Raw genomic sequence first — 18,459 nt, 5'->3', positions numbered from 1 at the left:
CGGTGGATCGATCCCCTGACGTGTGCCTGGGCTGCCGAGTAGCGGTGCCTGGCAGGGGGAGCCATGCGGGCGGCGCGGTCAGTCGTCCGGGCCGGGGAAGAGGACGGCGGCCATGCGGCAGTGCGGGCCGTGACGGTGTCCGCCTAGGGCACCGCCTCAACCGGCGCATAGCGGACCGAACCGGTGCAGCACAGCGGGTGGTGCGGCGCTTGCCTGGTCAGAGCCGCTCGAGCAGCCAGTCCATGTCCAGTTCGCCCTCGGGGGTCTGGCCGCCGGCGTTGAGGAAGTCCCGCAGGCGCTTCCTGGTTTCGGTGCCGGCCAGTGCCTGCCCGAACAGGTATGCCTCCTCGAGGAGTCCCTCGTGTCCGGGCGGACCGGCAGCGTCCACGGCCTGCTTGGCCAGTTTCACCGCGTGCGACGGGAACGCGGCGATGCGGCGGGCGAGGGTGTCGACGAAGGGGCCGATCTCCGCTGCGGTCAGCGCCCTGTTGATCCAGCCGTAGCGTTCGGCGAGTCGGGCGTCCATGTCGCCGCCGCTCAGGATGATCTCCAAGGCACGGCTCCGTCCCACCAGCTGCGCCAACCGTTGGGTTCCGGAACCACCCGGAATCAGACCGACGCCGGTTTCGAACTGGCCGAGGATCGTTTCGCCGATGACGCCGAAGCGCATGTCGAGGTTCAGCGCGAACTCGCTGCCGCCGCCGCGCGCCCGTCCGCGGATGCGCGCGATGGTGACCGTCGGGAGCGTCCGGTAGGTCTCCATCAGGCGATGGAACGGCTTGAGGGTGCCGGCCCTGCGCGTGGTGGCAGGCCTGTCCAGCAGGGCCTGGACGTCGTAATGGGCGATGAAGTAGGCGGGGTCCGCACTGTCGAACACCGCGACGCGGACGTTCTCGTCGCTTTCCAGTTGGGCGGCGAGCCTGCTCAGATCGTCGAGCAGCACCGAATCGAGCAGGTTCATCGGCGGATGGTCGATGGTCACGGATGCGACTGGGCCATCGACGCTGACCCGCAGACCGTTGTAGGTGTGATGGTCGTGAGCCATCGGACAACTCCTCTGACGGGCGCGCGTACGGCTCCGCGAGGACCCGAACGCGACGCCTTCTCATGGGTACACGCCCTCGCACGACCCGTAGTCGCTGAAGGCCGGCGTTCCGGGTTCCGGCTGAAGCCTCAGGACACGCGCGGTGAAGGAGATCGCGTGGTACCACCCGCAGAGCAGCAGCAGGTCCACGGTCGCCTCCTGGCCGATCGCATCCGTCAGTTCCCTCCATTGGTCGTCGGACAGGTCGTGCGTCGCGCACAGGGCGTCCACCGCACGCAGCACGGCGCGGTCCGCGGGGTCGGCCCAGCAGCCGTCCTCCGGGCCTCCCGCAACGAGGGAACGGATCTGGTGGGCGTCGAATCCGGCCTTTTCGGCGAAGGTCGCCATGTGGACGCCCCACTCGTACCCGGCTCCGCACCGCACCGTGGTGCGGTCGATCACCAACTCACGATGACGCAGGCCCAGGGCCGAACGGCGTGACAGGTAGTAGCGCCCCCAGCCGTGAATGCCGTGCGCTCGCTCCGGGCGGCGGGCGAAGATCCTGAACAGGGCGATCGGCGCGCCCAGCAGGTTCAGGGCCGCGGCCGTCTCAGGGTCGTAGGGCGGTTCCACGGGGGCGATGCGCGGCGACCCTGCGTGCTTTGAAAACCGAAGCATGTGCGTGACGCTAGCACATGGCGCTTCGAAAATAGAAGCATGTTCTGACGGTGCAGTGCGCCATGAGTCCTCGTCATCGACCGGGCTCCTCAGGGCGGTTGAAGGCGTCACCGTCGTAGCCCGTGCGCCTGGCCGACCCAGCCGGAACGGCCCGGTCCTACCGGTGCTCCGGGTTCTCGTAGTCGTAGCGGCAGCCGGTGTCCCAGGCGGACCGCTGGTTGCCGTAGGCCGGGATGCCGCCCATGTCTTTCAGCAGGCGGGCCAGGTGGAGGAGGTTCCAGGTCATGAAGGTGGTGTTGCGGTTGGTGAAGTCGTTCTCGGGGCCGCCCGAGCCGGCGTCCAGGTAGGACGGGCCCGGGCCGGCCTCGCCGACCCAGCCCGCGTCCGCCTGCGGCGGGATGGTGTATCCCACGTGCTGGAGGCTGTAGAGGACGGCGGCGGCGCAGTGCTTGGCACCGTCCTCGTTGCCGGTGATCAGGCAACCCCCGACACGGCCGTAGTAGGCGTACTGGCCACGGTCGTTGAGCAGGCTGGAGCAGGAGTAGAGCCGCTCGACGACCCTCCTGGTCACCGAGCCGTTGTCGCCGAGCCACACGGGCCCTGCCAGGACGAGGATCTCGGCCGCCAGGACCCGCTCGTAGAGCGCGGGCCAGGCGTCGCTCGGCCAGCCGTGCTCGGTCATGTCGGGCCAGACACCGGTGGCGATGTCCTCGTCAACCGCACGGACCAGTTCCACCTGCACCCCCTGTGTCCGCATGATCTCCATGCTCCGGTCGACCAGGCCCTGGGTGTTGCTGCGTTCCGGGGAGCGCTTGAGGGTGCAGTTGACGTAGAGCGCCCGCAGATCGTCGTAACGGGCCGGCGGTGCGGGGGCCGGCCGGTCCTCGCTCGAGATGGTCATACGGCACCCTCCGCGCATCGGGCCGCCGTGCCCTTCACCGCGGCGCAACGCTGACCATGGTGCTGGCCCGGCGATCAACACCGCGACAACGCGGCATCGGGCGCCGACGTACCACCCCGACAGCCGAACGAAACGGCGGCGACACCGAGACGTCGACGGACGCGGAGCACGCTGCGCACGAGGGCCGCCCGTGCGTCACGTCACCGCCGCGTGGCGCCCGCGTCGCGCCCGACCCCTGGCCGCCGCGGTGCCGGCCACGTCGTGTCTACTGCTCGGTGGCCCGCTGATCGCCCGTGCGCATCCGCTCGGGGTCCTCCGCGCGGATCTCGGACAGGGAGCGCGCGTCGTCCGCGTCGACACGGCGGGCCTGCGCGATCACGTCCGACAGGCCCCGGGCCGGGATGACGACGGCGCCCGAGCGGTCGGCGAAGACGTAGTCGCCGGGGATCACGCAGACGCCGCCCACCTCGACCGGCACGTTCGCCGCCGACGGGGTCACGGTGCCGCCGCCCCAGTGGGTGGCCTCACCCGCGCACCAGGTCGAGAAGTCATAGCCGGCGAGTTCGCCGAAGTCCCGCAGCCTGCTGTCGGTGAGGACGCCGGCGAGGCCGTGGTTGTGCAGGCGGGACAGCTTGGTGCCGCCACCGTGCGAGGCGTCCGGGTAGCCCCCGCTGGAGAGCACCAGCACGCTGCCCCGCGCGGCGTCGGCGACCGCACGGTAGAACCAGCCGCCGAAGCCCAGCTCGTTGGTCTCGGTGCGGTCGTCGCGGTGCGGCAGATAGGCGATGGTCACCGCCGGACCGAACAGGATCCGCTCCGGAGTGGGACTGACCAGGCTCAGGATGTGCGCCCGGTGCCCGTAGAGGCGGCCCATCGCGTCCACCAGCGACGCACACGCCAGCCCGGCCACCAGCGCATTCGGGTCGGCGCCCGACCCGCCCGGACGCCGCTCGCCCGTGTCCTGCTCAGCCGTGTTCTGCTCGTCCGCATGCTGCTCACCCACACTGATACCTCCCTCGCGGTCATGGACGGCGGGACCGGCCAGCGCGCGGACCAGGGACAGCGGGAGGCGATGCGCCACTCGGGTGATGCGGTGGCGCGGGCCGCCCGGAAAAACGGCCGACGGCGCGGTCCCAGGCCGTGCCTTCGGCTCCGGGACCGGCCGGCGCGCACTGTCGTCGTCGGCACGTACGCGCAGCCGACGGCCGCAAGAGTCGGACTCCCCCTCCAGGATGCGCGCTGCGTGGCGGATCGGCGAGGCGGCGGATCCCCATGGTGACGCGGTCCCCGGAGACCTTCTGTCGGCACGGCGTGGGCCGGCGGGCCCGGGCCCGGCCAGCGGTGACCGGTGCCCGAACGGGGCGCCGACCGCTGCTAATGTCTGTTTTATCGGATTTGCTCCCTTCGGAAGGGTGGGGGTGACACCCCCGGTGCCGCATGGATCTGACCTATCTGCGTGCCCTCTACGAGGGGGAGGCCCCGGTCGCCTCCGTCCACCTCGACACCACCCGTGCCACGCATGACGCCGACCGGCTGATCGACACGCGGTGGCGATCGGCCCGCCGGTCGCTGGCGGGGCAGGGGGCCGGCGAGGACACCCTCGGTGCGCTGGACGCGGTCGTGGGCGGGGTCGGCGATCTGCCGGGGCCCCAAGGCGAGGCGCTGTTCGCTTCGGCCGGGCAGGTACTGGGCACCTACACGATGGCGGCGCCTCCGCCGGCCGATCAGGCGCGCTACCTGCCGGTGCCCGACCCGCTACTCGTGGCCTTCGACCGCGATCACCAAGTGCCGCACGTGGTGGTGGCGGTCGACCGTGAGGGGGCGGACGTGGACGCCTATCCGGCCGCGGCGCACGAGCCGGCGTTCCGTCGGACCTTCAACGGCAGCACCCTGCACATCAGTCGGGTCCGCGCGGGGGCCGAGGCACAGGCCTCCTTCCACCGGCGCACGGCCAGCGTGTGGGGAGCGAACACGGCCCGGGCCGCCGAGGACGTGCGGGACGCCGTTGCCGCGGTGGAAGCGGAGGTGATCCTGGTCGCCGGCGACCCCAAGGCCTTCGGCCTGTTGCGGGAGCACCTGGCCCCCATGGTGTCGTGTCCCCTGGTCCAGGTGGGAGGCGGGCGCACCGACGCGTCGGCACGTGCCGCCCTGCGCAGCGCGGCGGACCAGGCCCTCCGGGAGGTGATGGCGGCCAACCACGCGGATGCCCTGCGGCAGCTGGGGGAAGCCCTTGCGGGCGACCGGGCGCTGCAAGGGATTCCCGCCGTCAAGGAGGCGTTGTCGCAGGGGCGGGTGCAGACACTGTTCCTGGCGCCGGTCGGCACCGAGGACGAAAGCCTGCTCTACGCCTCCCAGCGTGACCGGCAGGTGCTCGGGAGCGATGCCACCGTCTTCGGCGACGACCCCACCGTCTTCAGCGCCCCGGCGCGTCCCCTGTTGCTGCGGTCAGCCGTCCTCGGTGGCGCTTCCTTCACGGAGATCCTGCCCCCGGTCCGCTGCACGGACGGCGTCGCGGCCCTGCTGCGGCACTGAGCACGGCCGAAGGGGGCGGCGCCGCCGCCCTTCGGCCCTCCGGACACGTCGAACCTCGCGGTGGTTCAGAGCATCTTGCCGATCGCGTCGGCGTGCTCCCGCAGCACCGGGAGGAACTCCCGACGCATGCCCGCCAGGGAGATACGCGCGGTGAAGACGCTCACGCTCAGCGCGGCACGGACCGCGCCCCGGGAGTCCCTGACGGGGACGGCCATGGAGCGCATGCCGAGCTCCAACTCCTCGTCGGTGAAGCTCACGTCGTCGGTGCGCGCCGCGGCGATGGCCGCCCGGATCTCCGCCCTGTCCACGAGCGTCTTCGGGGTGCGCGCGACGGGTTCGAACGACGTGAGGTAGGCGTCGATCTCGGCGTCGTCGAGGGCGGCGAGGAGGATCCGGCCGGTGGCGGTGGAGCCGGCGGGCAGCCGGGCCCCGATCCGGACGCCCGCGGCGACGATGCGTTCCGCCTCGGCGCGCGCGACGAACACCGACAGGCCGTCCTCCAGGACCGCCAACGACACCGATTCCGTGAGGATCCCACGGGCCGCGGCCAGCTGCGGCCGGGCCAGCCGGGGCAGCGGATCGGTGGCGCTGTAGGCCTCGGCGAGCCGGATGAGCCGGGGGGTGGGCCGGAAGTCGTTCCCGTCCTGGGTCACGTACCCGAGGTCGACGAGGGTGAGCAGGCACCGGCGTGCGGTGGCCCTGGCCAACCCGGTGAGGCGGGCCGCCTCGGTGATGGTGAGGCTGGTGTGCCGGGCGTCGAAGGCTTCCAGGACCGCGAGTCCCTTGGCGAGACCGGCCATTCCCTCGGGTGCACGCGGACGCGGTTCCTCCGGCATCGAACTCCCCGTTGTGTGCGCAGACCCCTTGACAGTGGATTCGCCGCGTAGCTTACATGTTCGCGAAATCGTAGTTGCGTTCGTTTTGCGAACACGATCTACCCATGCGGCATCCGGGCTCCCCCAGCGCCCGGGAAAGGAAGTCACCCGTGACCAGCACGGTCTCCCCGGGCAGTGAGGCTGAAAGCCTCGCCTGGCCCGCCGAGCTGACCCGCGTCCCCTACTGGGTCTTCCAGCGCCAGGACGTCTTCCGGGCCGAGCAGGAGAAGCTGTTCCGCGGCCCCTACTGGAGCTATCTCTGCCTGGAGGCCGAGGTACCCCAGGCCGGCGACTACCGGACCACTTTCGTCGGCGACACCCCGGTCATCGTCGTACGCGACGAGGACGGTGAGCTCTACGGCTTCGAGAACCGCTGCGCCCACCGCGGAGCCCTCCTCGCCTTCGACGACGGCGGCCACGGGGCCAAGGACTTCACCTGCGTCTACCACGCCTGGAGCTACAGCCTCCAGGGGGACCTGACCGGTGTCGCCTTCCAGGACGGCATCAAGGGCCAGGGCGGCATGCCCCGGCACTTCTGCCTGGCGGACCACGGGCCGCGCAAGCTGCGCATCGCCTCCCTGCACGGCCTGGTCTTCGGCAGTTTCGACGACGACGTCGACGACATCGAGGACTATCTCGGAGACGAGGTCCGCGGTCGGATAGAGCGCGTCCTCGGCGGCCGTACACCGGTCGTGCTGGGCCGCTTCACCCAGGTGCTGCCGAACAACTGGAAGCTCTACGTGGAGAACGTCAAGGACTCCTACCACGCCAGCATCCTCCACCTCTTCTTCACCACGTTCGGCATCAACCGGCTCAGCCAGCGCGGCGGCATCATCGTCAGCGAGTCCGGTGCCCACCACGTGTCGTACTCGGCGATCGACGGCGCGGAGAAGGACGGCGGCTACAGCCGCCAGAACCTGCGGTCCGACAGCGCGTACACGCTGAAGGACCCGTCCCTGCTGGAAGGCTTCAGCGAGGTCGGCGACGACATCACCCTCCAGATCCTGTCGGTGTTCCCCGGCTTCGTGCTCCAGCAGATCCAGAACGCGGTGGCGGTGCGCCAGATCCTGCCCCGCGGGGTCGCGTCCACCCGGCTGAACTGGACGTACCTCGGCTTCGCCGACGACACCCCGGAGCAGACGCAGGTCCGACTCAAGCAGTCCAACCTGGTCGGGCCGGCCGGATTCGTCTCCATGGAGGACGGCTGCGTGGGCGGGTTCGTCCAGCGCGGCATCGCCGGGGCGGCCACCCAGCAGGCGGTCCTGGAGATGGGGGGCGCCGACGCCGCCTCCAGCGGAAGCCGGGTGACCGAGGCGTCGGTACGCGGCTTCTGGAAGGAGTACCGCAGCGGCATGGACCTTGGCACCGCCCCCACCCCCGCAACCGCCCCGCAGCCCGTCGCCGCCCGCCCGCTCCCCGGCACCGCAGCCGCCCAGCAGAAGGAGGCCGCCCAGTGACCACCGCCCCCGCACGGCCGGCCCGGGAAGCCGACGCCTTCCGGGACGTCGCCCAGGCACAGGCCGCCTACGCGCGCTGCATCGACGGCGACCGTCTCGAGGAGTGGCCGTCGTTCTTCACCGCCGACGCCCACTACCGGATCACCACAGCGGCCAACCACCGGGAGGGCCTGCCCGCCGGCCTGGTCTGGGCAGACAACCGGGACATGCTCGCCGACCGGATCTCGGCCCTGCGCGAGGCGAACATCTACGAGCAGCACGCCTACCGTCACATCCTCGGCATGCCCGCGATCCTCGAGGAGTCGACGGACGGCGTGCGCAGCGAGACCGGGTTCCTGGTCGCCCGCATCATGCGGGACGGAGCCACCAGCGTCTTCGCGACCGGCCGCTACGTGGACCGCTACGTGTACGACGACACCCGCCTGCTGCTCGCCGAGCGCACCGTCGTCCTCGACAGCCCGGCCGTCGACACGCTGCTGGCGATCCCGCTGTGACCGCGCCCGGCCACCCCGCCGCCCCGGAGGCGGCCGTCCGGGTGCCCGTCCGGCCGGCGCTCCGGACCCTGCTCACCACCGGTGACCCCAACGGTGTCGGACCCGAACTCGCCGTACGGGCGGTACGGGAACTCGGCACCGGGGCCCCGGTCGTGGTCGGCGACCGGCACGTCGTCGGGCACTACGCGGCCCGGTCCGGGCTGCGGGTGCGCGAGGGTGACGGCACGGCCGTGGCCGAGGCGGACGTCCTCGACCTGCTGCCGGTCCCCGAAGCGCTGCCCCCCGCGGCCTTCCGGCCGGGTGAGATACGTGCCGAGGCCGGCGCCGCGACCATCGCTGCGCTGCGCACGGCGGTCGCTGCCGTCCAGGCGGGGCGCGCCCGTGCCGTCGTCGGATGCCCGCACTCCGAGGAGGCCGTGAACGCGGCCGGCATCCGCTTCTCCGGCTACCCGTCGCTGCTCGCCCGGCTGGTGGGCGTGGCGCAGGAGCGGGTCTGCCTGCTGCTGGTCGGGGGTGGGCTGCGCATCGTGCACGCCTCGCTCCACCAGCGGTTGGCCGACGCAACCGGCGAGCTCACCCCGCAGCGGGTCGGCCACGCCGCGCGTGCCGCGCACGCCTACCTCACCGGGACCGGAATCGCCGCACCGCGCATCGCGGTCTTCGGGATCAACCCGCACGCCGGCGAGGGCGGCCTCTTCGGGGACGACGACCAACGCGTCACGGAACCCGCGGTGCGCATGCTGCGCGCCGAAGGGATCGACGTGCACGGCCCGTTCGGCGCCGACATGGTGCTCGGCGACCGCACGGGAGAGCGGCGCTTCGACGCCTACGTCGCCATGTACCACGACCAGGGCCACATCCCCGTCAAACTGCTGGCCGGACGGGGTGCCGCCGCACTCGCCGTCGGTGCGGCCCTCGTCTTCGCCAGCGTCGGCCACGGCACCGCCTTCGACATCGCGGGCCGCGGCGTCGCCGACCCCTCGGCCGTCCTCACCGCGCTCCGGCTCACCGCGGGCACCGCCCCGAGCGCCCCGCCCGCCGACCCCGCCCACTCTGGGGAGACCCGTCCATGAACCACCAGGTCACCGTCGCCGACACCGGCATCCGTTTCTCCTGCGCCCCCGACGAAAGCGTTCTCGACGCCGCTGAACGCGCCGGATACGCCCTGCCCCACTCGTGCCGCAAGGGAGTCTGTTCCAGTTGCGCGGGCCGGCTCGCCGGGGGGCGGGCCGAGGTGCGCGGGCACGGGGCGGTCGAGGGCCCTGCGGACGACGTGCTGCTCTGCCAGACCCGGCCGCGCGGTGACCTCGTGGTCGCCCCGCGCCGTATCACCGAGCGCGGCGCCGTGTCCCGGACCGTGCACACCCTGCGGGTGCACCGGGTCACGTGGCCCGCCGACGATGTCGTCACCCTCCAGCTCCGGCTTCCCGCGGGGCGGCGCGTCAGGTTCACCGCAGGTCAGTACCTCAAGGTGCTTCTTCCCGACGGCGACACGCGCAGCTACTCCCTGGCCAACCCCCCGCACCGCAACGACAGCGTCCTGCTGCACGTCCGCGTGGTTCCGCACGGACGCTTCTCCGCGCAGATCGCCCCCCGCCTCAGCAAGGGGGACCAGCTCACCGTCGAACTGCCGCACGGCGAGTTCGGGCTCGACACGGACTCCGACGGGTCCGGCCGGCCCGCGGTCCTGCTCGCCACCGGCACCGGGTTCGCCCCGGTGCGTTCCCTCATCGAGGACTGCGTCAGACGCGGCGACGAACGACCCCTCCACCTGTACTGGGGAGGGCGCCGGGAGCAGGACCTCTACGAGCGGCACACCGCCGAAGGCTGGGCCGCGCGGCTGCCCTGGCTCACCTTCACGCCCGTGCTGTCCCGACCCGAAACCGGCTGGCCGGGCCGCGTGGGCCACGTCCAGGACGCGGCGCTGGCGGACCACCCGGACCTGTCCGGCCACGACGTCTACGCCTGCGGAAGCGACACCATGACCCGCGCCGCCCTCGACACGCTCACCACCAAGGGGGCACTGGACCCCGCACGTTTCTTCTGCGACGCGTTCGTGGCCTCCGGCGAGCAACGCCAGGACGCCGCTACCGCAGCAGCCGTCTGACCGCCGCCCCGCCTCTCCCCGCCCCGCCCCGCCCCGCCGACCGGCTCCCCGCGAATCGAGGTAGCGATGTCCCGGCACCTTCCTGTGCGTCTCCCCGACTTCGTCGACGAACGACGTGTCACCCGATACCAGTACGCCGTGGTCACCCTGTGCGGTCTCGTCATGTTCCTGGACGGGTTCGACACGCAGGCCATCAGTTTCATGGCCCCGCACATCGCCGCGGACTGGGGGCTCCAGTCCGCGGCGCTCGGGCCCGTGTTCTCCGCCGCGCTGGTCGGCCTGATGATCGGCTACCTCGTGCTGTCCCCGCTCTCGGAACGGTTCGGGCACCGCCGTGTCATCATCGGCGCCGCCGTCATCTTCGGCGTCACCACGCTGGGCACGGCCGGCGCCGAGAACGTCACCGAGCTGCTCGTCCTGCGTCTCCTCGCGGGCATCGGGCTGGGCGCCGCGGCACCGTCCGCGGTCACCCTCACCGGGGAGTTCAGCCCGAAGCGGCTTCGGGCCAGCTTCGTCCTGGCCATCTACTGCGGCTTCTCCGTGGGCTTCGCGGTCGCCGGGCCCGTCTCGGGCTGGCTCATCCCCGCGCACGGCTGGCGCATCATGCCCTGGGTGGGGGCCCTGGCGCCGTTCCTGCTGGTGCCGGTGCTGTTGAAGTGGCTGCCCGAGTCGCCGCTGTGGCTGGTCAAGCAGGGGACGGACGCGGGCATCGACCGCGCCTACGGCACGCTGCGGCGCATCGGGCGGGAGCTTCCCGAGCGCCCCGCGAAGCACGACGGACCCGTGGTGGTGCTGGACGAGCCCGACGGCGGCTCGACCCGGGCGGCCCTGTCGGCGCTGGTGACCCGCAAGCAGATCGTGGGGACCGTACTGCTCTGGCTGGTCTTCATGATCAACCTCGGTGAGTTCTACGCCCTGCAGAGCTGGCTGCCCACCATGCTGAGCGATCTCGGCGACTCCAACAGCGTCGTCGTCACCGCCACCACGCTCACCACGGTCGGGGGCATCGCCGCCGCGTTCGTCACCGGACCCGCCATGGACCGGCTGGGTGCCTTCGCCACCCTCGCCGTCCTGTACGGCGTCGGCTTCGTCTTCGTCGCCCTCACCGGCGTCGTCCTGCACTCCCCCGTCTGGTTGTTGCTGACGGCGACGTTCCTCGCCGGGGTCAGCGTCAGTGGCGGGCAGAAGAGCCTGATCGCACTCGCCGCCGTCTACTATCCCGCCGCCATCCGCTCGACGGGAGTCGGCTGGGCGCTGGGCATCGGACGGGTCGGCGGGATCCTCGGCCCGCTCGCCGTCGGCACGGCCATCGGCGCCGGTTGGTCGGCCTCCGCGGTCTTCTACGCCCTGTCGGTGCCGATGCTCCTCGCGGGCCTCGTCGTGCTACGCCTCGGCGCCCGTGACCGCACCCGCTCCGACCGAGGGCCGGTGCCCGAGCCGACCGAACCGGCCGAGCAACCGGCGGTCACCGGGCCCTGACCCCCTGCACGGCCGACCGCCGCCGCCCGCACCATGTTCCGGTGCGGGCGGCGGCGGTCGGGTCGGTCGGCTGCGCGGGTGCGTTCTCACCGGGCCCGGGTGGCCAGGTCGGCCGGGGTGTCGGCGGGCTGCTGCACCTGCCCGGCGGCCCGCTTCGGAAGGATCAGCATCGATCCGGCGCCGATCAGGGCCAGTACCGTCATCACCACGAAACCGCTGGAGAAGCTGCCGGTCACGCTGACGATGAAGCCCATCACGGACGGCGCGACGATGCCGGACAGGGCGAACGCCGCGTCGGCGAAACCGGCCGCGACACCGGGCTGCGAGGGCGCCGCGTCGATCGCGGCGACCCACCAGATGCCACCGGTGACGAAGCCGCAGCCGACTCCGATCGAGATGAAGGTCACCGAGACGGTCAGGGACGGCGCGGTGAAGATCGGGATCAGCGCGGCGCCGGAAAGCAGCAGCGCGGTCCCCATGATGGTGAGGCGGCTCCGCGCGCTGCCGGTGCGGGTGAAGACGCGGTCGGTGATCACGCCGCCGATCAGGGCGCCCACGATGCCGGCCGCCCAGGGGGCCACGGTGAACAGGCCCACGGCGGTGATGCTGAGGTCGTACTCCGACGACAGGTACTCCGGCAGCCAGTACATGAAGCCCCAGAACATGAAGCCCCATGCGAAGTACCCCACCGCGATGATCCACAGGTTCCGGTTGGTGAGGATCGGGCGCCACTGGACGCGCCCCGTGGATGCACGTTCCTCCTCTCGCTGTCCGGCGGCGATGTGCGCGCGCTCCGCCGCCGACACCCGCTTGTGGTCGTCGGGGGTGTTCTTGAGCAGCGCGCCGGCGACGACGCACCACAGCACGCCGAGCCCGGCGAGCGCCCAGAACATGCCGCGCCAGCTCAGGGCCGCGATCAGCTGCGTCACCAGCGGACCGCCGATCAGCAGCGAGCCGGCCACGGCCACGCCGCCGACCATCGCGAGGGCGATCCCGCGTTCCTTCAGCGGCATCCAGCGACTGACCGTGCGGGTCGCGGCGGGGAACCCGGGGCCCTCCCCGGCACCGAGGATGATCCGGGTGGCGAAAAGGCCGACGAAGGAGCCCGCCACGGGGGTCACCGCGGTGACGACCGACCAGAGGGCCACCCCCACGAGCAGGATGCGCCGTGCGCCGTAGCGGTCGACGAGCGGGCCGGCCAGGAAGGCGAAGACCATGTAGCCGATGGAGAAGGCGCTGCTGATCAGCCCGTACTGGGACGTGCTGATGCCGAAGGCCTTCGTGAGCGGGTCGACCGCGTAGGCGATCGCGCTCCGGTCGATGTAGTTGATCACGATGAGGGCGACGATCAGTCCGAGCGTCAGCCACCGCACGTGGGAACGCGAGGAATGCATGGAATCACCTCGATGGTGTGAGGAGGAATCTGTGCTGCCTCATGGGCTGCTCACCACCGCGGACAGGGCGCGGGTCAGTGCGGCGGTGTCGGCGGCCCCGGCGATGTTCCACACCTCGTCGGCCAGCGCCCGCACGGCGGGCTCGGCACCCGCGCCGAGGGCGTTGGCGAGGAACTTCGCGGTGAGTTCGGCAGCGTCGAGCGGGTCTTGCGGGCTCCCCCTGTTGACCATGACCCGTTCGGTCATGGTGGATCCGTCGTCGAGTTCCGCGGTGAGGACGGCCGGGAACTGGTGTGGGAAGACGGCGGTGCATTCCTCGTCCGCGACGCAGGTCACGCGTGCGGCGAGGTCGAGACGCGCGGGATCTGCCGCTGCCTCGTCGGTGAAGTCCTCGTGGAACACACCGAGTCCGTGGCCCGGTGCACCGGGCCGTGCGAGCAGTCCGGCGGCCACGGTGTACGGGCCGCTGAACGCCGCGTGGTAGCCGGAGCGCGGGTGCGCCTTCTCGGCCGCGGGTTCTGCGATGGTGCGCAGGACGGGCGCGGGGACGCCGAGCGTCAGCCGGCTGATGCGCGCGGGGTCGACACCGCGGCGGCGCAGCCGCATGGCGGCGTCCACCCCGGCGTGGGTGAAGTGGTTGCAGGGGTACGGCTTGATGAACAGCCGGGAGAGCTCCCAGTGGCGGCCGAGTCCCTCGGTGAGGGCCGCCACCACGCCGTCCGCGTCGAAATGTGCCCCGCAGAACGCCTGGAAGAAGCCGAAGCGGCCCTCGAAGACGGTGGGCGGCCCGGTCAGGCCGAGCCGTGCCAGGTCGGCGGCGACCACACCGGCGTGCGCGGCCCAGCCGCAGTGCACCCGTTTGACGGTGCCGCCCGTGCGGTTGGCCTCGATGATGCCGGAGCCCATGCTCGCCGCGATGCCCATCGCCGAGCAGATGCCCGCTGCGTCGATGCCGCGCAGCATGGCGGCGGCCACGGCGGCGCCGATCGCTCCGCAGATGGCGGTGGCGTGCAGACCGCGGTCGAAGAAGACGGAGTTGCCGAGTTCCTCGTCGTACTGGGCCATGCCGAGCCGGCAGGTGACCTCGATACCGACGGCGGCGGCATCGAGGAGTCGCGCCCCGGTGGCGCCGACCGCCTCCGCGGTGGCGAGGGCCGCGGGCAGCACGGAAGCCGACGGGTGCAGCACGGACGGCAGGTGGGTGTCGTCGAAGTCCAGGCTGTGCGCCAGGGTGCCGTTGACCAGCGCCGCCGAGGGTGCGGGCAGCCGGGTCGTGGAGCCGATGGCGGTGGCGGCGGGGGTGCCGCCCCATTCGTCGACCAGTTCCCGCACCGCGGCACCGGGCCGTTCGGGTAGCGCGGCGAGGCTGTTGCCGAGCAGGTCGAGCAGGTGCCCGGTGACCTTCTCGCGCAGTTCGGCGGGGAGTTCACCGTCCCGGGTCGCCACGGCGAAGTCGGCGAGACGCTGGGCGGGGGTCGTGGTGGGCCTGGGGTCGTCGGGCATCAGGCCACCACCGCGATGGGGCGGATGGGAGACCCGGTGCCGCCGACGATCCTGAGCGGGGTGACGACGAAGAGGAAGGTGTGCTGGCCGGTTGCGGCGAGGTCCTCCAGGGCGAGGTGCTCCATGATGTAGACGCCGTGCTCGACCAGGAGCAGCCGGTGGACGGGCAGCACGCTGTGGCCGGCGCCCGGTGCTATCTGCTCGCAGGCGGTGGTGTCGGATCCGACGGCCCGTACGCCGCGTGCCACGAGCCAGGCGCCCGCGTCCTCGGTGATGCCGGGGACGCCGGACTCCTTGCCGAGGTAGGCGACCGGGTCGTCGAAGTGACGCGCCCAGCCGGTGCGTACGACGGCGACGTCGCCCTGCCCGGGCTCGGCGCCGCCCAGTCGGGCCGCGCGCTGGAGGTCCTCGGCGGTGACGCCGTACCCGCCGGGCAGCGTGTCGACGCCGTGCACGGCGGCGACGTCGAGCAGCACACCCCGGGTGACCATGGCGGGGGTCTGCTCGGCGCCGTGCTGCGCGAAGGCCCCGCCGGTCTGTGCCTCGGCGGCGTCGATCCCGCCGTGCAGCTTGCCCTGGTGGCTGACGTGGCTGAGCGCGTCGATGTGGGTGCCGACATGGCCTCCGGTGACGATGACCTCGTTGGCGGCTGAGCCCCCGTCGGGGCGGACCATGTCGCCGTGGCGGCGTGCCAGGGTCATACGGAAGCCGGGGTGGTTGGGCGAGCACGGCATCCCGGTGAACAGCGGCTGGCCCAGCTCGACGATGTGCGGGTCCGCCGGGAGCGCGGCGAGCAGGGGATGGTCGGACGGCTGGGTTGGCTGGGGTGCGGTCATGACCTGCCTTGCTTGGGAGTGCGGGTTGGGGGTGCGGTGCGCCTGCCGTGCGCTGGGGTGCGCGGGCGGTCAGCTCACGCGGTCCAGCACCCAGTGGGCGCGGGCCACGACCGCGGGGTCGATCAGCCGACCGCGGTCGTCGAGCCAGGCGGCGCTGCCGGCGTCCTGGGCCCGGTGCAGGGAGTCGACCAGCCGGCGGGCTTCGTCGACCTCTTCGGGTCGCGGGGTGAAGGCCGCGTTGACAGCGGGAAGTTGCTTCGGATGGACCACGGACCTTCCGAAGAATCCCTGGTCAGCGGCGCGTTCGGTACTGGTGGCGAGACCGGCCAGATCCGTCACGTCGGTCCACACGCTCTGTACCGGGCCCGCGAGGCCGGCCGCCCGCGCCGCGTTGACGAGGCGGGCCCGCGCCCAGTCGAGCGCCTGGTCGCCACGGACTCGCAGGTCGGCGCCGAGGTCGGCCTCGCCGAGCGAGAGGAACGTCACCTGCGGGGCGGCGGTGGCGAGCTCGAAGGCGCGTTCCACCCCGAGCGCCGTCTCGAACAGCAGGTGGAGCCGGGTGTCCACGTGGTCCAGCACGGTCGCGATGTCCTGGTGGCTCTCGCACTTGGGCAGCCGCAGCCCCGGCACCCGGGCGCCGGCGAGGGCCGCCAGGTCGGCCTGCCCGTGCGGGAGCCGGACCTGGTTGATCCGGAGCCACAGCGGCTTGGGCCAGTCCTCGCCCACGGCCTTGACCGCGGCGGCGCGTGCCTCGTCCTTGCGGTCGGGCGGTACGGCGTCCTCCAGGTCGAGGACGACGGCGTCCGCCTCGCCACGCATCGCCTTGTCGAGGAGGTCGGCGCGGGTGGCGGGGACGTACAGCCAGGACCGTGTCCAGATGGGGTGGTCCGGGGTGCTCATATGACGCCCCGCTCGGCGAGGGAGGCGATCGCGTCGGCGCCGACGCCGTACGCGCCGAGCACCTCCGCGGTGTCGCGGCCCTTGCGCTGGCCGGGCCAGCGGACCGTGCCGGGGGTGTCGCTGAGCCGGAAGGGCACGTTCTGGAACCTGATGCTGCCGAGTTCCTCGTCCTGCACTTCCGTGATCGTCTGAAGGGCCTGGAACTGCGGGTCCTCGAAGATGTCGGCCATGTCGTAGATCGGCGCCACGGCGGCCTGGGCCTCCTCGAACGCGGCGATGACCTCGCTGCGGGTGCGCTCGGCGATCCAGGAGCCGACGGCGTCGTCCAACTCGTCCGCGTGCCGGGCCCGTTCGGCGCCGGAGGCGAACCACGGCTCGTCGATGTACTCGGGGCGTCCGACCAGCCGCATCACCCGCTCGGCGATGGACTGCGCGCTGGTGGAGACGGCGACCCAGGTGCCGTCCTTGGTGCGGTAGGTGTTGCGCGGGGCGTTGTTCGCCGACCTGTTGCCGGTGCGCGGTTGGAGTTGGCCGAGTTGGTCGTAGGTGATGGCCTGCGGTCCGAGCAGGGTGATCATCGGTTCGATGATCGCCAGGTCGAGCACCTGGCCGCGGCCCGTGTGCTCCCTCGCGCGCAGTGCGGTCATGATGCCGAACGCGGCGGTGAGCGCGGACACGCCGTCGGCCAGGCCGAACGGGGGGAGGGTCGGCGGCCCGTCGGGCTGGCCCGTGATGGCGGCGAACCCGCTCATCGCCTCGGCGAGGGTGCCGAAGCCGGGTCGCTTGGAGTAGGGGCCCTGCTGCCCGAACCCGGTGACGCGGGCCAGTACCAGGCGCGGGTTGATCTCGGCCAGCGTCTCGTAGCCGAGGCCCCAGCGCTCCAGCGTGCCGGGGCGGAAGTTCTCGATGACGACGTCCGCGTCGGCGACCATGCGGCGGAAGATGTCCTGCCCCTCGGGGCTGCCGAGGTAGAGGGTGATCGCCTTCTTGTTGCGCGAGAGCATCTTCCACCACAGGCCCACGCCGTCCTTGCTCGCGCCGTGATGGCGCACCGGGTCGCCCTTGGGGTGCTCGACCTTGGTGACGTCGGCGCCGAAGTCGGCGAGCAGGGTGGCGGCGAGGGGGCCGGCGAACAGCGTGGCGATGTCCAGCACCTTGATGCCGTCGAGGGCGGCCCGGCCGGCCGCCCGGCCGGTGGGTGCGGTGTCGTTCATGGAGATCCTTCCGTCGTCGCGTGCGAGGAGGCCGCGAGGGACGCCACCCGCCCGTTGGCGCCGGGGGCCTGCCAGCCGAGCAGGTGGGAGATGTCACGTGCCGCCTCGACCACGCGGGGCGCGCAGGCGCGGACGAACTCGGGGGTGAAGCGGGAGCGCGGCCCGCACACCGACACCGAGCCGCGGACGTCACCGTCGAGGCCGAACACGGGCGCGGCGACGGAGCCGGCGTCGGCCTGCCGCTCGCCCTGGGAGCTCGCGTAGCCGAGTTCCCTGATCGCGGCCAGTTCGGTGCGGAGCGTCGCCGGGTCGGTGATGGTCCTGTCGGTGAGCGCGGAGAGTTCCGCGGTGAGGATCTCCTCGCACTGCCGGTCCGGCAGGAAGGCGAGGAGGCACTTGCCGGAACTGCCCGCATGCAGCGGGAACCTGCGGCCGAGTTCCACGGTCATCTTCACCTCGTGGGTGCTGACGATCTGGTCGATGTAGGCACGCCCGCCGGGCACGAGGGCCGTGAGCGTCACCGTCTCGCGGGTCTCCTGCGCCAGGCGGCGAAGGGTGCCGGCGGAGACGGCGCGCAGGTCGAACTCGCGCAGCGCACGGGCGCCGAGCGCCGCGGCGGTCGGGCCCAGCCGGTACAGCCGGGTCTGCGGGTCGAGCACCACCATGCCGCGGGCGACGAGGGTCTGGAGGATGCGGTGCACCACGGCCTTGCTGAGGCCGAGTTCACGCGCGATCCAGGAGACCCCGAGGTCGTCGGGTCCATCGGTGAACAGCAGGAGAACGTCGATGACTCGGCCGGCGGTCTCGGTTCCAGGTTGGGTCGTCATGGGCTCATTCTTGCCTGTTCCCTTGGCTCGCGATCCGCGGCTCACTCGGATCGATCTCTTGTCCGTACCGCTCAATGGAACATCAGGGAAACACTGACACCACACCCGGTCAAGGGAAGCGGCCCTAAATCTCGCGGTTGGTCCGATCTTCCTGGTAGGTGTTGACGTCGTTTCCGGATCACTGAAACCATTGAGGCAATGATCGTTCCGCTGAGTGGAACATCAGGGAAGGAGGTGG

General features: G+C 72.0%; 17 protein-coding genes. 6 read left to right on the top strand and 11 right to left on the bottom strand.

What is annotated here, in order from left to right; translation table 11 throughout:
* Positions 1-217: 217 nt before the first annotated feature.
* From NQO67_RS02645 to NQO67_RS02630, 4 genes are all read right to left on the bottom strand, one after another.
* On the bottom strand, positions 218-1,045 hold the full coding sequence (locus NQO67_RS02645) for an enoyl-CoA hydratase/isomerase family protein (protein ID WP_255945877.1): 828 nt from the start codon (positions 1,043-1,045) through the stop codon (positions 218-220).
* Positions 1,046-1,105: 60 nt separating this feature from the next.
* The gene (locus tag NQO67_RS02640; RefSeq protein ID WP_255945875.1) at positions 1,106-1,702 is read right to left on the bottom strand and encodes a carboxymuconolactone decarboxylase family protein; all 597 of its coding nucleotides are present in this window, start codon (positions 1,700-1,702) and stop codon (positions 1,106-1,108) included.
* Positions 1,703-1,859: 157 nt separating this feature from the next.
* The gene (locus NQO67_RS02635; protein WP_255945873.1) at positions 1,860-2,603 is read right to left on the bottom strand and encodes a flavodoxin family protein; all 744 of its coding nucleotides are present in this window, start codon (positions 2,601-2,603) and stop codon (positions 1,860-1,862) included.
* Between the two features lie 265 nt (positions 2,604-2,868).
* Positions 2,869-3,606 carry an RraA family protein gene (locus NQO67_RS02630; RefSeq protein WP_255945871.1) on the bottom strand — a complete coding sequence of 246 codons (738 nt, stop codon included), beginning with the start codon at positions 3,604-3,606 and terminating at the stop codon, positions 2,869-2,871.
* 434 nt (positions 3,607-4,040) lie between these two features.
* Here NQO67_RS02630 and NQO67_RS02625 point away from each other — a divergent pair, with 434 nt between their 5' ends.
* On the top strand, positions 4,041-5,135 hold the full coding sequence (locus NQO67_RS02625) for a baeRF2 domain-containing protein (RefSeq protein WP_255945869.1): 1,095 nt from the start codon (positions 4,041-4,043) through the stop codon (positions 5,133-5,135).
* A 65-nt stretch (positions 5,136-5,200) separates the two neighbouring features.
* Here the strand turns inward: NQO67_RS02625 and NQO67_RS02620 are convergent, their stop codons facing one another.
* The gene (locus NQO67_RS02620; RefSeq protein ID WP_255945867.1) at positions 5,201-5,971 is read right to left on the bottom strand and encodes an IclR family transcriptional regulator domain-containing protein; all 771 of its coding nucleotides are present in this window, start codon (positions 5,969-5,971) and stop codon (positions 5,201-5,203) included.
* Between the two features lie 149 nt (positions 5,972-6,120).
* Here NQO67_RS02620 and NQO67_RS02615 point away from each other — a divergent pair, with 149 nt between their 5' ends.
* The 5 genes from NQO67_RS02615 (at position 6,121) to NQO67_RS02590 (ending at position 11,547) form a co-directional block, all read left to right on the top strand.
* Positions 6,121-7,467 carry an aromatic ring-hydroxylating dioxygenase subunit alpha gene (locus NQO67_RS02615; protein WP_255945865.1) on the top strand — a complete coding sequence of 449 codons (1,347 nt, stop codon included), beginning with the start codon at positions 6,121-6,123 and terminating at the stop codon, positions 7,465-7,467.
* Positions 7,464-7,961 carry an aromatic-ring-hydroxylating dioxygenase subunit beta gene (locus NQO67_RS02610; RefSeq protein WP_255945863.1) on the top strand — a complete coding sequence of 166 codons (498 nt, stop codon included), beginning with the start codon at positions 7,464-7,466 and terminating at the stop codon, positions 7,959-7,961. Before NQO67_RS02615 ends, NQO67_RS02610 begins: the two co-directional genes overlap by 4 nt.
* A complete protein-coding gene (locus NQO67_RS02605; protein ID WP_255945861.1) occupies positions 7,958-9,034 on the top strand; it encodes a PdxA family dehydrogenase in 1,077 nt (358 codons plus the stop codon). Before NQO67_RS02610 ends, NQO67_RS02605 begins: the two co-directional genes overlap by 4 nt.
* Positions 9,031-10,068 carry a 2Fe-2S iron-sulfur cluster-binding protein gene (locus NQO67_RS02595; protein WP_305125254.1) on the top strand — a complete coding sequence of 346 codons (1,038 nt, stop codon included), beginning with the start codon at positions 9,031-9,033 and terminating at the stop codon, positions 10,066-10,068. Before NQO67_RS02605 ends, NQO67_RS02595 begins: the two co-directional genes overlap by 4 nt.
* A gap of 66 nt (positions 10,069-10,134) precedes the next feature.
* Positions 10,135-11,547 (top strand): MFS transporter, encoded by a 1,413-nt coding sequence (locus tag NQO67_RS02590; protein ID WP_255945859.1) that lies wholly within the window; start codon positions 10,135-10,137, stop codon positions 11,545-11,547.
* A gap of 86 nt (positions 11,548-11,633) precedes the next feature.
* Here NQO67_RS02590 and NQO67_RS02585 read toward each other — a convergent pair whose 3' ends face one another.
* From NQO67_RS02585 to NQO67_RS02560, 6 genes are all read right to left on the bottom strand, one after another.
* The gene (locus NQO67_RS02585) at positions 11,634-12,941 is read right to left on the bottom strand and encodes an MFS transporter (RefSeq protein ID WP_255945857.1); all 1,308 of its coding nucleotides are present in this window, start codon (positions 12,939-12,941) and stop codon (positions 11,634-11,636) included.
* A 39-nt stretch (positions 12,942-12,980) separates the two neighbouring features.
* Positions 12,981-14,444 carry an MmgE/PrpD family protein gene (locus tag NQO67_RS02580; protein ID WP_255945855.1) on the bottom strand — a complete coding sequence of 488 codons (1,464 nt, stop codon included), beginning with the start codon at positions 14,442-14,444 and terminating at the stop codon, positions 12,981-12,983.
* Positions 14,444-15,280: a cyclase family protein gene (locus NQO67_RS02575; protein WP_255945853.1), complete on the bottom strand. Its 837-nt coding sequence runs from the start codon at positions 15,278-15,280 to the stop codon at positions 14,444-14,446. The genes NQO67_RS02580 and NQO67_RS02575 overlap by 1 nt, the downstream gene beginning before the upstream one ends.
* 69 nt (positions 15,281-15,349) lie before the next feature.
* Positions 15,350-16,180: an HpcH/HpaI aldolase/citrate lyase family protein gene (locus NQO67_RS02570; RefSeq protein ID WP_255945851.1), complete on the bottom strand. Its 831-nt coding sequence runs from the start codon at positions 16,178-16,180 to the stop codon at positions 15,350-15,352.
* On the bottom strand, positions 16,177-17,394 hold the full coding sequence (locus NQO67_RS02565) for a CaiB/BaiF CoA transferase family protein (protein ID WP_255945849.1): 1,218 nt from the start codon (positions 17,392-17,394) through the stop codon (positions 16,177-16,179). Before NQO67_RS02565 ends, NQO67_RS02570 begins: the two co-directional genes overlap by 4 nt.
* Entirely contained in the window at positions 17,391-18,221 is an 831-nt protein-coding gene (locus tag NQO67_RS02560) for an IclR family transcriptional regulator (protein ID WP_255945847.1), read from the bottom strand. Before NQO67_RS02560 ends, NQO67_RS02565 begins: the two co-directional genes overlap by 4 nt.
* Positions 18,222-18,459: the final 238 nt, after the last annotated feature.

This window comes from Streptomyces odontomachi (assembly GCF_024435355.1).
In the GTDB taxonomy this organism is placed as follows: Bacteria; Actinomycetota; Actinomycetes; order Streptomycetales; family Streptomycetaceae; genus Streptomyces; species Streptomyces odontomachi.
The sequence above is the reverse complement of the archived record's forward strand: the minus strand, read 5'-3'. Positions and strand labels throughout refer to the sequence as shown.